Annotated in this window: 13 protein-coding genes and 1 riboswitch; of the genes, 12 read left to right on the top strand and 1 reads right to left on the bottom strand. The window is 45.9% G+C overall.

Features of this window, described 5'->3' with window-relative positions:
* The first annotated feature begins 61 nt into the window (after positions 1–61).
* From purR to thiT, 4 genes are all read left to right on the top strand, one after another.
* Entirely contained in the window at positions 62–886 is an 825-nt protein-coding gene (gene purR / locus IGI73_RS15785) for a pur operon repressor (protein WP_005230273.1), read from the top strand.
* Positions 887–1062: 176 nt separating this feature from the next.
* The gene (gene glmU, locus IGI73_RS15780; protein ID WP_142973478.1) at positions 1063–2436 is read left to right on the top strand and encodes a bifunctional UDP-N-acetylglucosamine diphosphorylase/glucosamine-1-phosphate N-acetyltransferase GlmU; all 1374 of its coding nucleotides are present in this window, start codon (positions 1063–1065) and stop codon (positions 2434–2436) included.
* A gap of 115 nt (positions 2437–2551) precedes the next feature.
* A complete protein-coding gene (locus IGI73_RS15775; RefSeq protein WP_005230276.1) occupies positions 2552–3526 on the top strand; it encodes a ribose-phosphate diphosphokinase in 975 nt (324 codons plus the stop codon).
* A 181-nt stretch (positions 3527–3707) separates the two neighbouring features.
* Positions 3708–3809: riboswitch (TPP riboswitch) on the top strand.
* 52 nt (positions 3810–3861) lie between these two features.
* Complete coding sequence (gene thiT, locus IGI73_RS15770; protein WP_074934241.1) at positions 3862–4434, top strand: energy-coupled thiamine transporter ThiT; 573 nt, start codon at positions 3862–3864, stop codon at positions 4432–4434.
* A gap of 55 nt (positions 4435–4489) precedes the next feature.
* Here thiT and IGI73_RS15765 read toward each other — a convergent pair whose 3' ends face one another.
* Positions 4490–5278 (bottom strand): hypothetical protein, encoded by a 789-nt coding sequence (locus tag IGI73_RS15765; protein ID WP_005230281.1) that lies wholly within the window; start codon positions 5276–5278, stop codon positions 4490–4492.
* Between the two features lie 231 nt (positions 5279–5509).
* On the opposite strand from IGI73_RS15765, the gene IGI73_RS15760 reads away from it, so the two are divergent.
* The 8 genes from IGI73_RS15760 (at position 5510) to priA (ending at position 12962) form a co-directional block, all read left to right on the top strand.
* On the top strand, positions 5510–6226 hold the full coding sequence (locus tag IGI73_RS15760) for a class A sortase (RefSeq protein ID WP_005230283.1): 717 nt from the start codon (positions 5510–5512) through the stop codon (positions 6224–6226).
* 75 nt (positions 6227–6301) lie between these two features.
* Positions 6302–7966, top strand: coding sequence for a patatin-like phospholipase family protein (locus IGI73_RS15755; RefSeq protein WP_016621103.1), 1665 nt, complete (start codon positions 6302–6304; stop codon positions 7964–7966).
* Positions 7959–8174, top strand: a complete 216-nt coding sequence (locus IGI73_RS15750; protein WP_005230288.1) for a YdbC family protein — start codon at positions 7959–7961, stop codon at positions 8172–8174. Before IGI73_RS15755 ends, IGI73_RS15750 begins: the two co-directional genes overlap by 8 nt.
* A 27-nt stretch (positions 8175–8201) precedes the next feature.
* Complete coding sequence (locus IGI73_RS15745) at positions 8202–9086, top strand: YicC/YloC family endoribonuclease (protein ID WP_142973479.1); 885 nt, start codon at positions 8202–8204, stop codon at positions 9084–9086.
* A 13-nt stretch (positions 9087–9099) separates the two neighbouring features.
* Positions 9100–9381, top strand: coding sequence for a hypothetical protein (locus IGI73_RS15740; protein ID WP_005230307.1), 282 nt, complete (start codon positions 9100–9102; stop codon positions 9379–9381).
* Positions 9382–9505: 124 nt separating this feature from the next.
* Positions 9506–10120, top strand: a complete 615-nt coding sequence (gene gmk, locus IGI73_RS15735) for a guanylate kinase (protein WP_005230308.1) — start codon at positions 9506–9508, stop codon at positions 10118–10120.
* Positions 10121–10125: 5 nt separating this feature from the next.
* Positions 10126–10431 (top strand): DNA-directed RNA polymerase subunit omega, encoded by a 306-nt coding sequence (rpoZ, locus tag IGI73_RS15730; protein WP_005232977.1) that lies wholly within the window; start codon positions 10126–10128, stop codon positions 10429–10431.
* 128 nt (positions 10432–10559) lie between these two features.
* Complete coding sequence (gene priA, locus IGI73_RS15725) at positions 10560–12962, top strand: primosomal protein N' (protein WP_142973480.1); 2403 nt, start codon at positions 10560–10562, stop codon at positions 12960–12962.
* The last annotated feature ends 9 nt before the right edge of the window (positions 12963–12971 follow it).

Genomic DNA, 12971 nt, shown 5'->3' with positions numbered 1-12971 from the left:
GCTCGCATTTATCCCGAAAAAGCCTTATAATAAGGCGAATAAACTAAAGGAGTTGTCCGGTGTGAAAATACGTCGAAGTGAACGACTGATCGATATGACACATTACTTGTTGAATCATCCCCATGAATTGATTTCATTGTCCTTCTTTTCTAAACGATATGCCTCTGCAAAATCATCGATTAGCGAAGATTTATCTATTATCAAAAAGACCTTTAAAGAACGAGGAACAGGCATTCTTGATACCGTGCCAGGCGCTGCTGGCGGTGTTTTTTTTGTGCCTGAAATTTCTGAAGAAGAAGCGTATGCGTACGTCGAAGGGCTGGCAGAACGCTTGTCTGAGCAAGACCGTTTGCTGCCTGGCGGCTATGTCTATCTATCTGACTTATTGGGCGAACCGGAATTGCTGCGTCAAGTCGGCCGCATCATCGCTTCCAAATATTTAGGCGAACAAATCGATGCGGTGATGACCGTTGCTACTAAAGGAGTGCCGATCGCTCAAGCAGTCTCTTACTACTTGAATGTTCCCTTCGTGATCGTTCGTCGTGATTCCAAGATCACTGAAGGCTCGACCGTGAGTGTCAATTATGTCTCTGGTTCTTCAGAGCGCATCGAAAAAATGGAATTATCCAAGCGCAGCTTAAAGCGCGGCTCTAGAGTATTGGTGGTCGATGACTTTATGAAAGGCGGCGGCACGGTCAATGGGATGAAGAGCTTGATTGAAGAATTTGAGGCCGAATTAGTCGGTATTACGGTTTTTGCCGAAACGAAATTCAAAGGCAAGCGGGCCATCAGCGATTACAGTTCTCTGCTGTATGTTGAAGATGTCGATACCCAGACCAAAACGATCTCGGTAGTACCGGGAAATTACTTTGAGAAAAAAGCCTGATTTTTGTGGCTCTTAGACTGGCGCAAGCAGCTGTTTTTTAAACGGCGGCCGCCAGTCTTTTTTGATTGGTCTAGGTGGGGATTCCTTAAATCGTTGAAATTTACAAGTACTTGGGCTAAACTGTTTATAGGAAATTCAATGAACAAAAATCGTTCAGATTGATAGGAGTGGAATACGTGGACGCACGTTTTGCAATAATTTTAGCGGCTGGAAAAGGCACGCGCATGAAATCGAAGTTATATAAAGTGTTACATCCTGTTTGTGGCAAACCAATGGTGGAGCACATCCTGAATCGAGTGGTGGAAACAAATCCTGAAGAGATCGTGACGATCGTCGGTCACGGGGCAGAAATGGTCAAAGAGCAACTGGGGGATCGCACCAACTATGCCTTACAAGCCGAACAATTGGGTACTGGCCATGCTGTCGTTCAAGCCGAATCATTTTTAAAAGGCAAAAAAGGGACGACCTTAGTGATCAGTGGGGATACACCGTTATTGACGACGGAAACCTTGAATAACTTGTTCGATTACCACCAAGGGAAAAATGCGTCGGCGACGATCTTAACGGCGCAAGCGGCAGACCCAACAGGCTATGGCCGAATCGTGCGGGATCGTGTCGGTATCGTGGAGAAAATCGTTGAGCAAAAAGATGCGTCGATCGAAGAAGCGCTGATCCAAGAAATCAATACAGGGACGTATTGCTTCGACAATGAATTGTTATTTGACGCCTTGGCAAAATTAGATACGGACAATGCCCAAGGGGAGTACTACTTGACTGATATCATCGAGATCTTAAAGGAAGACGGCAAAATCATCGCTGCTTATCAAACCGAAGATTTTCATGAATCATTAGGAGTCAATGACCGCATCGCCTTAGCCGAAGCCAATCGCTTGATGCGTCAGCGGATCAATCGTCAGCACATGCAAAATGGTGTGACCTTGATCGATCCGGCAACGACTTATATCGACGAAGGTGTTGTGATCGGCTCAGATACTCTGATCGAAGCCGGTGTCACCATCAAAGGGAGGACGACGATCGGAGAAGACTGTGTCATTACGGCAGCTTCTGAAATAGAAGACAGCAAGATCGGCAACCAAGTGACGATCAAGGCATCGACGATCGAGGAGAGCATCATTCATGATGGCGCCGATGTCGGTCCCAATGCCCATCTTCGTCCCCATGCGGAAATTTTGGCCCATGCCCATATCGGGAACTTTGTGGAGGTCAAAAATGCGACGATTGGTGAAGGCACCAAAGTCGGACACTTGTCTTATGTTGGCGATGCGACCTTAGGCAAAAACATCAATGTCGGTTGCGGCGTAGTCTTTGTTAATTATGACGGCAAGAGCAAATTCAAAACGACTGTCGGCGACAATTGCTTTATCGGCTCTGGCTCCAATCTAGTTGCACCATTGACCATTGAAGAGGAAACGATGATCGCTGCTGGCTCAACGATCACCAAAGATATTCCTAAACACAGTATGGCGATTGCCCGCGCCCGTCAGGAAAATAAAGCGGATTACGCGAAAAAGTTGCCTTATCTAAATTAGAAATAGCGAAATGACTTGATTTCTTAAGGAAAAATGACTACTATTTATTAGGAAGAAGATTCTAGTAAAAGGAGTCATTTTTTTCTAGATGAACGCAAAGAAAGTGGAGGTTCTCATGTCAAATCATTATTTTGATCCAAGATTGAAGATTTTTTCTCTGAACTCAAATCGTCCTTTGGCGGAAAAAATCGCAGCTGCAGTAGGTGTTGAATTAGGTAAGTGTTCAGTCAAACAATTTAGCGATGGTGAAATCCAAGTGAATATTGAAGAAAGTATTCGTGGTGCCCACGTCTACGTGATTCAATCAACCAGCAGCCCTGTAAACGATAACTTAATGGAATTGCTGATCATGATCGATGCTTTGAAGCGCGCCAGTGCGAAGACGATCAATGTAGTAATGCCTTATTATGGTTATGCAAGACAAGACCGCAAAGCGCGATCAAGAGAACCAATCACCGCAAAACTTGTAGCAAACATGATCGAAAAAGCCGGTGCGAACCGCATGGTTACACTGGATTTGCATGCCTCACAGATTCAAGGGTTCTTTGATATCCCAGTTGACCACTTGATGGGTGCACCATTGATCGCCAACTACTTCTTGGAAAGAGGCATTCAAGGCGATGACGTCGTCGTCGTTTCACCAGACCACGGGGGCGTGACTCGTGCCCGTAAATTAGCTGAGTTTCTTAAGTCACCAATCGCGATCATCGACAAACGTCGTCCGAAAGCCAACGTAGCAGAAGTCATGAATATCATTGGTCATGTTGAGGGCAAAACTTGTGTCTTGATCGACGATATGATCGATACTGCTGGTACCATCACATTGGCTGCGAATGCGTTGAAACAAGCAGGTGCTAAAAGTGTTTACGCCTCATGTACCCACCCTGTTTTGTCAGGACCTGCCTTGGAACGGATCGAAGATTCTGCCATTGAGCATCTAGTTGTGACAGATTCGATTCACTTGCCAGAAGACCGCAAGTCGAAAAAAATCGATGAGATCAGTGTCGGTGCCTTGATGGGCGAAGCGATCAAACGAATCCATGAGAACAAACCAGTCAGTCCACTGTTTGAATCAAAATTATCAATTTAATCGTGTCTCATAAGCATGAGAACAACAGCCAATGGTCGGTCTTTAGCCCCTCATTGGCTGTTTTTTTCTGAGGAGTTTCAGGATGTTTTTAGAAAAAACGATCGCAGTCATGTTTCTTTTCACCAATTTATGGTATTCTTGAAAGTGACTTGCGAAATGCAAGCAAAAAATAAAATAGAATCTAATCACAAAGGGGAGTCTGCAAAGGCTGAGAATGAGAGTACTCTAAACCCTTCGTACCTGTTTCGATCATGCGAACGTAGGAATTGTGACGAGTTGAAGTGTCCAACACTTCTCCTTTGTGAATTGTGATGATTCTAAAGGAGGAGTTTTTTTTGAAACGAAAAATGTCGCTGCAGGTCTGGACGGAAGGAACGATGATCGCTGCAATTGGGGTCGTCTTGTCGTATATCCCGATCCAGACAGCCAATTCCAGTATCGACTTGTCTCTAGGTCTCGTGCCCTTGGTCTTGTATTCGTATCGTCGCGGAGTGCTGCCGGGAATGACGGCTGGATTTATGTGGGGCTTGCTGAATATTTTGATTGGTAGCGCCATGCGTAACTTTATCACCGTTCCACAGATTATCTTTGAATACCCCTTTGCCTTTGCTTTTGGCGGGATGGGCGGCTTGTTTGCTAATAAAATCCAGCAAGCGATCCGTCAAAACAGCAAAACCGTTACGTGGTATGTCGTCTTAGGGGGCATCGTGGCGGTGATCAGCCGTTGGTTTTGGCATTATTGGGCTGGGGTCTTTGTCTGGGGAATGTACGCACCGCCAGGACAAAGTCCGTATCTGTATTCCTTGATCTTTAATGGATCATCGGTCATTATCAATATCGTTTATGTAGGGGTCGTCCTAGGTCTCTTAGTCAAGGCAGCCCCGAAATTATTTGTCCCGAAAGTTTAGTTTTAGAAATGGAACCATCAAAAAATGTCTTGATGCTCTTTGAGAAAGAGAAGCATCAAGACATTTTTTTGTCGATAAAGCCAAACGCTAGATCTTCTTGGTCGATTTCCAACGACCAGCTTTTTTTGCTGGCTGAATAGCGTAAAACAGCGATTTGATCCAGCTCTTTTTGATTGACCAGCGTGTTTTTTAAGCCAGCATCTTCTGACAGATAGATCGGGATCGTATAGGTTCTGTCGATCAATTGTTCTTGTGTCAGACAAAAGACGATGCCTTCTTGCATGATTCCCCGCAATTCTTTCAGCAAATTAAAATCGAGCTTTTCCACCGGTGTTGCTTTTTTAAAAAAGGAGAGGCGATCATTGATTTTTTCTAAGACGATGCGGGTGATCCGATCCGCCAAGATCCGATAATATTCATCTAAATAGCGATAATAAACGCGGGAACGTGCATCTTTTAAGTCAAAGAAAACAAAGTTATTTTGCAGTTTGTAAAAGAAAGGGGAGTGGAGGTGTGTCTTCATGTGGCCAAAATATAACAACTCGGAGATCTCTAAAGGCGTCAATTCTTTGACCATCTCGTAATCATTAAAATCGATCCACTTCATTTCTTCGGCAACACGACCTTTGTTGATTTGCTGAAAAAACAGTTGGACGTCTTCCATTCCGCGTATCACTTTTAAGCCCGTATGACCGTCGAATTCGCCGAAATCACTGGAAGGATCAAGCAAGAGCAAATTCTTGGGCTGATGGACGATGCTCTTGTTAAAATCTTGGGGGGCAAGCCCGCGGGTCAAGACGGCATTGCTGGTTGTATCAATATGTACGTAAATCGTGTTAGACATGCCGATCGATCCCTCCTATATACTAAGTTCATTCTACAACAAAGCGCTGAAAATTGCTTGTATCTTTTCGTTTAAAGTTATATTACAAAATAACAGAAAAAACAATTTTTAAGTTCCCTTTTTCGACAAAAAAAGGCAAATCTTGTCTTTTCGTAAAAAAACTGGCCAAAATTGGCGTCTTTATGAGGATTTTGGTATGATAAAAGAAGAAACTAATGGAGACGAAAACCTATGAGAAAAAAGAAACGCAGACTTTCAAATTGGCTGAGCAATCTCTTTTTGCTTTTGCTGTTATTGATTGGTTTAGCATTGATTTTTAATAATCAAATCAAAAATTATTTTATTAAACAAACAGGTGAAGCTTACGCAGTCGGCACCATTGATCGCAGTGATGTGGAAAAAAATATGGAAGCGGAAGCGACCTTTGATTTTGATGCCGTGGAGCCGGCAAGTTCAGAAGCAGTCTTACGGGCGCAGCTGAGCAACAAAGCCTTGCCAGTGATCGGCGGCGTGGCGGTTCCTAGCGTGGGGATCAATCTGCCGATTTTTAAAGGCTTGGCCAACGAGGCCTTGCTGTATGGTGCTGGTACGTTAAGTCCCACCCAAAAAATGGGGGAAGGCAATTACGCGTTAGCTAGCCATCGCGCTCAATCGCCAGAGCTTTTGTTTACACCCTTGGATGATGTCGCCATCGGAGCGGCTATCTATGTGACCGATCTGGAAAATATTTACACGTATACCGCGACTTCTTCTGTGCGGGTCGACCCGACCGATGTTTATTTGCTTGACGAAGTAGAAGGCCGCAAAATGATCACGCTGATCACCTGTGGGGAAATGGGCGGTGTCACCCGTCGTGTGATCCAAGGTGATCTGGAATCTGTAACGCCTGTCGACGAAGCAACGGATGAGATGTTGGCAGCATTCAACATGGCACAACGAACATTTTAATCAAAAGAATAGCTCGAGTGGTACGGCAGCTGGCGTGTCATTCGTCTATTCTTTTTTGCATAAGGAGGCGTCTTGATGAAAGTGAAAAAACTGACTTCGATCGATTTTCTTGCACAAAGGGCAGGATTTCAAGAAAGCCGACTCGTCTTTTCCTTTTTTGAGTCGCATTCAAAAGCGCGACGAGCCTTTCTAGCCGATATAGCGCAGCAGGGCTGGCAGATCGACAGCCGTTACGGACGTCTTTACCTTGCTGGGCAGTTTGATTTTGACCAAAAGACACTGACTATCACCAATCTGCTGGTGGAAGCGGCCGCCGAGTTTACTTGGAAACAACTGCTGGCCGTGACAGAAAACTTCGCCCGCAGTCGCTTTGTAGCAGCCGTCTTGTGGCAGCTTCCTCATCGGCCCCCCTTGGCTGAGTGGTTTATCCAGCAAGGGTATCAGGTGGTCCCTCAAGGGTATCAAAAAGCGCTAGCTTATCAGACGGCGCTGGTTTTAGGCGGTGGCGGTGCTCACGGGGCGTATCAAATCGGTGTTTGGCAAGCGCTGCAAGAACGGGGCATCACCTTTGAATGGATCACGGGAACTTCCGTCGGTGCCTTGAATGGTGCCTTGATTTTAATGAACGATGTGGAAGCGGCCGTCGATTTATGGGCAAATATCTCCAGCGAGCAAGTATTGCACTATCCGCTTGCTTCGGTACGAGCCCAAACACTGCGGGATTTGATGAATCAAGCCAACTCGCTGGTCCGTGAAGCGGTTAAAAGCAACGGCGCCAGTACCGAACCCTTGGCAAAGCTTTTGCAAAAGACCTTTGATCAAGAAAAATTCAGCCAAACTGCTTGTCATTTGCTAATCTGTACGACTCGTCTGCCAGATTTCAAGGAGACGGTTTATGCCTTTGATCCATCAGCAGTAGAAGAAAACCTGCATTGGTTATTGGCATCCGCCTCATTTTATCCAGCGATGCAGGCGCAAAAAATTAATGACGCCTATTACATCGATGGCGGCTATCGCAACAACCTGCCCATCGATGTCGCTCTACAGCAGGGGGCAACGGAATGTATCACCGTGGATGTCCAAGGACCCGGCATCAATAAAAGGACGGTTTTGACGGAAGAAACTGCGCAACTTTCGTTAGGGTCTCCTTGGTCCTTAGGCAGCTTTTTGGTTTTTGATGCCCAGCGTTCGCTGGATAATATGACCTTGGGCTATTTGGAAACCTTGAAAGTGTTCGGCAAATACCAAGGCCATTGGTATACCTTTGAAAAGACGGTTGATTTTCAGCCGTTATGGCGGGGCTTTTTGAAAGAGCTACGCCAGACAGACCCGTTGCTTTATCAGGAACTAAAGAAAAAAGAATTTTGGAAAAAAATGCGTAAATTCTATCAACAGGATGTGCCATTTGAGCAGTGGGGGCGTATACTGATAGAGTGTACCGCGAAAGTATTGTATCTAGCGCCTACGGTGATTTATGAGCAGGAAACGATTCTAACGGCTTTAGCTGAAAAAATTGCGCTAAAGGCAGTGGAAGAAGCCGATGCCTGGTCGATCACCGAGTGGCTGAGCTATTATCGCGACCGTTTTTTTGTCTTGTCCGAGCAAAACCGCTTTTTCTTTTTTTATCGGACGCAGCAATTGAATCTGCCCGCCCTTCAGCAGATTCGTCGGCGTTACCCGCTGACTGCTTTAATGGCAGCGTATAGTCACTATCTTTTGAAAGGAGCAGAAAATGGATAAATTTTCGTATGAAATCGTTGAAGAGATCGCCGTGCTTTCGGAAAATCAAAGAGGCTGGCGCAAAGAATTGAATTTGGTGAGCTGGAATGGGCGTCCGCCAAAATTTGATCTGAGAGATTGGGGTCCAGAGCACGAGAAGATGGGCAAAGGCGTGACCTTATCCAATGAAGAATTTGCAGAACTTAAAAAAGCCCTGCTTTCCATGTAAGAAAGCAAAACGGTGAGGAGTGATCAAATGAAAAGTATGACTGGTTTTGGCAAAGGCAGTGCAGAAACGCCAGATGTGCAGATCGAAATTGAGATCAAAAGTGTCAATCAGCGCTTTTTGGACCTGCAGCTGCGAATGCCCAAACAATTGAATCCTCTAGAAGGTGCTTTACGGCAGTCGATCAAGCAGACCCTCCAGCGGGGGCGAATCGAATTGTATGTGACGTTAAAAGAAAAAACCGCAAATACGAAACAGATCGAGATCCAATGGGACCTGCTGGAACGTTTCATGCAGGAGATCGATACCGAAGCCAACGCCCGTTTTGACCTGACAGAGCTGCCAAAAACAGCATTGCTGGAACAATTCCTGCTCCATGAGGCTTTTCTAACGATCTCTGATCAAGAGCCAGAAGAAAGCACCTTAGCCGATGGCGTGATGGAAGCATTAGACCAAGCGTTGGCAGCGATCGACCAAAGCCGCTGGGTGGAAGGGCAAGGCATTCTGCAGATCTTACAAGAAAATCAGCGACAGCTGCAGGAAAAACTAACAGAACTCAAACAATTCGTGACCCTCTATGAAGCGGACTACCAAGAACGCTTTGAAAAGAAACTGACTGCCTATCTAGGGGAAGAAGTCGAGCGCGATCGTTTACTGACAGAGTTGGCGATTTTATTGGAACGCGGCGATATCCACGAAGAACTGGATCGTTTAAGTATCCATTTAACGACGATGACGGAGCTGCTGGCAGCTGAGACGCCGATAGGTCGAGAGCTGGATTTCTTGATCCAAGAGATGAACCGAGAAGTCAATACGATTGGCTCAAAATCAAGTCCGATCCAAATCAAAAACAGTGTCGTCCAAATGAAGACGATCATTGAGAAAATCAGAGAACAAGTTCAAAACATCGAGTAGGAGGAATGAACCAATGAAATATTACGATATCACCTTTCACGAACTGAGCGGGAAAAATGTCATCAAGCGCAGTATTCCCTCTGATAAAGAGAATTTCTCTGCGTGGGAAGATGCCTGCGTAGCCATCGAGCCGGATTTTCTTCATCTACTAGTTGATGGCGTAGCTGTTTCTTTAAATCGTCGGTACATCGTGCGTATCGATTGCCAAGAAGTGACGGATCCGACCGAAAAAGCAATCACTGCCAAAGACGAATTAGCAGGGGTCATCAATACCTTAAGCAACATGGGCTTTTAAGAAAGCAGCCGAAGTGTAGACTAGCAATTTCATGAAATTCCCATTATAATAAAGTAGTTCTTGAAAGTTGCTGAAAAAAAGTGCAAAATAGACGTTAAGCAAATGTCAGTGAAAGGACGTCATTATGTCAGAGCGAGGATTACTTATAGTTTTATCAGGACCTTCCGGAGTAGGGAAAGGGACCGTGCGCAAAGCAATTTTTGAGAGTGACGACAACGATTTTCAATATTCCGTTTCAATGACCACTCGTCAAAAACGCGAGGGGGAAGTGGAAGGGGTCGATTACTATTTCCGCACGCGGGAAGAATTTGAAGCCTTGATCGAAGCCGGTGAAATGCTGGAATACGCCGAATATGTCGGCAATTATTATGGCACCCCATTATCTTATGTCCAACAAACACTGGATCAAGGAAAAGATGTATTTTTAGAGATCGAAGTGCAAGGGGCAAAACAAGTAAAAGACAAAGTTCCCGATGGTGTGTTTATTTTTCTGACGCCACCTGATCTGGCAGAATTACGCTCTCGTATTACAGGAAGAGGAACCGACTCTGCCGAAGTGATCGATGAACGGATGCGTGTCGCCCGTGAAGAAATCGAAATGATGGCTTTATATGATTATGCCGTTGTCAATGATGAAGTACCTAAGGCAGTCCAACGAATTCGCGAAATTATTTCGAGTGAACATTTTCGCGTTGACCGAGTGATCGGAACCTATATCAAAATGTTAGAGGAGCTGTAAGAAATATGATGTTAAAACCTTCAATCGATTCTTTGTTGGATCGTGTCAACTCAAAATATTCATTAGTGATCTTAGCAAGCAAACGGGCGCATGAACTTGATGCCGGTGCGCAAGCAACATTAGAAAACTTTGATTCAGTGAAAAGCGTGGGTCAAGCGCTTGAAGAAATCGAAGCGGAATTAGTCGTTAATGATCCGCATCCGGAAATCAAACGGGCCCGTTTGAAAATGGAACAAGAAGAGCGCAAAGCGCAAAAAGACCAAGAACAAAAAGAATTAGAAGCGCGTATCCGCGACGAACAAAAGCTATAGACAAAAGCAAGCTAGAGCACGCCTGTGTTCTGGCTTTTTCTTTTGAATGGCGATGGTTAAATTTTTGTAAGGGGTACAGACAAACCCCAGCCCATTTAGTAAAATAGAACCTAAAAGGAGGAGAAGAGATGGCGTACATAGCAGAAGTGATCGTGGATGTTCCCACGATGCAGACCGATCAGCCTTTTACTTATCTGATCCCATCAGAATTACAAGCCACCATTGAGACAGGAATGCGGGTCGAAGTGCCATTTGGCAAAGGTGACCGTCATATCCAAGGGTTCGTCGTCGGGCTTTCAGAAGTTGCCGAACCGCAACAGACCTTAAAACCAATCGTTCGTTTGTTGGATTTGTCGCCTGTCGTCAATGAAGAACTTCTCCAATTAGCCGACTACATGAAGGAAACGACCTTTGCCTTTAAGATTACTTGCTTGCAGACGATGCTGCCTAGTGTGATGAAAGCCGAGTACCAAAAGCAGATCGTTTTACTGGAAGGAAATCATCCCATCAAAGAATATTTTCCCGAAGACGGCATCCTCAGCTGGCAAGCCGCCGAAAGTGCAGGGCTGCTGCCGCAGTTGAAGCCTTTGCGGGAAGCCGCAGTAGTTGAATTGCAGTATCTCGTGAAAAATAAAAACAAAGCGAAAATGACCCGTTACATTGAACGCAAGATCGAGCCAGCAGAAATCCCCGCCGTCCAGCAACAGCTGCGCAAAGGGGCCAAACGCAAGCTGGAAATCTTACAGATTTTGACAGAGGAAGCCCGCTTGCCGGTTTCCTTTTTTACCGAACAAGGGATTTCCACCGCGGCTTTGAACCAAGCGCAAGAAGCTGGCTGGCTGACCTTTACGGAAGTTGAAGCCTACCGTGATCCTTACAAAGACCGTCAATTTCAAAAAACGGTCCCCCTTGAATTAAATGAAGAACAGGCAGCTGCAGTAGCGCAAATCACTGCTTGTGCGGATAACCAAGAGGCGCAGACTTTTTTACTGGAAGGGATCACCGGCAGTGGAAAAACAGAAGTCTATCTACAAGCGATCGCCCAATTGCTGAAACAAGGCAAAACTGCGATCATGCTCGTACCGGAGATCGCTTTGACCCCGCAAATGGTCGAACGCTTTAAAAGCCGTCTCGGCGACGCAGTGGCTGTTTTACACAGCGGCTTGTCCCAAGGTGAAAAATACGATGAATGGCGTAAGATCGAACGTGGGGAGGCGCAGGTGGTGGTTGGCGCCCGCTCGGCGATTTTTGCTCCGTTGAAAAACATCGGGGTCATCATCGTCGATGAGGAGCACGAAGCTTCCTACAAGCAAGATGAAGCCCCTCGTTACCATGCGAGAGATTTAGCGATTTGGCGCAGCCAGTACCATCACTGTCCAGTGGTGTTAGGCAGTGCGACGCCGTCATTAGAATCTCGTGCTCGGGCCCAAAAAGAAGTCTACCGCTTATTGAAATTGAATCAGCGGGCAAAAACCAGTGCGCAATTACCGCAGATCGAAGTCGTGGATATGCGTACCGAATTTGCCAATAAAAAGTATCAAACTTTTTCTCGTCCGTTACAGGAAAAAATCACAGACCGCTTGGCCCGCAAAGAACAGATCGTCTTGCTGCTGAATCGGCGCGGCTACTCTTCCTTCGTGATGTGCCGCGATTGTGGGTATGTTTTGCCTTGCCCAAATTGCGACATCTCCTTGACGCTCCATATGGATACCAAAACGATGCGCTGTCATTATTGCGGACATGAAGAACACATCCCCCATCGTTGCCCCAACTGTAATGCAGACAAGATTCGTTATTACGGAACGGGCACGCAAAAAGTGGAAGAAGAGTTGAAGGAACTGTTTCCCGAAGCGCGGGTTTTACGGATGGATGTCGATACCACCCGCAAAAAAGGCGCCCACGAAAAAATCTTGACCTTGTTTGGGGAGAAAAAAGCGGATATTTTGTTGGGGACCCAAATGATCGCCAAAGGCTTGGATTTCCCTGATATCACACTGGTAGGGGTCTTGAATGCCGATACCGCCTTGAACTTGCCAGATTTTCGTTCGAGTGAACGGACGTTCCAGCTGCTGACTCAGGTCAGTGGTCGGGCAGGTCGGGCGGAAAAAAACGGCGAAGTGGTGATCCAAACATTCAACCCTGAGCACTATGCCATCCAGTTGGCGCAGTCGCAAGACTACGAAGATTTCTATCAAAAAGAGATGTGGATGCGGCACCAAAGCGGTTATCCACCGTATTATTTCACCGTCAAAATCACCTGCAGCCATCCCGAAGAGCAAGTCGCCGCTCAGAAGATGTTTGCGATCGCGCGGGATCTGCAGCAGGAGCTGTCACCGCAAAGTATTTTGTTGGGTCCGGCACCAAGTGCGATTTTGCGGGTGAAAAACCGTTATTACTACCAATTGATCATTAAATACAAAAATGAACCGCAGCTACCTGCTTTGTTGACCCGTCTGTTGGATCAAAGTCAAATCGATCAGCGCAAAGGATTGTACGTATCGATTGACCAAGAGCCGTTGAATTTTATTTAGAGGAGAAAA

Origin of the sequence: Enterococcus sp. DIV0755f (assembly GCF_051713725.1) — a bacterium.
Classification (GTDB): domain Bacteria; phylum Bacillota; class Bacilli; order Lactobacillales; family Enterococcaceae; genus Enterococcus_D; species Enterococcus_D casseliflavus.
The sequence above is the reverse complement of the archived record's forward strand: the minus strand, read 5'-3'. Positions and strand labels throughout refer to the sequence as shown.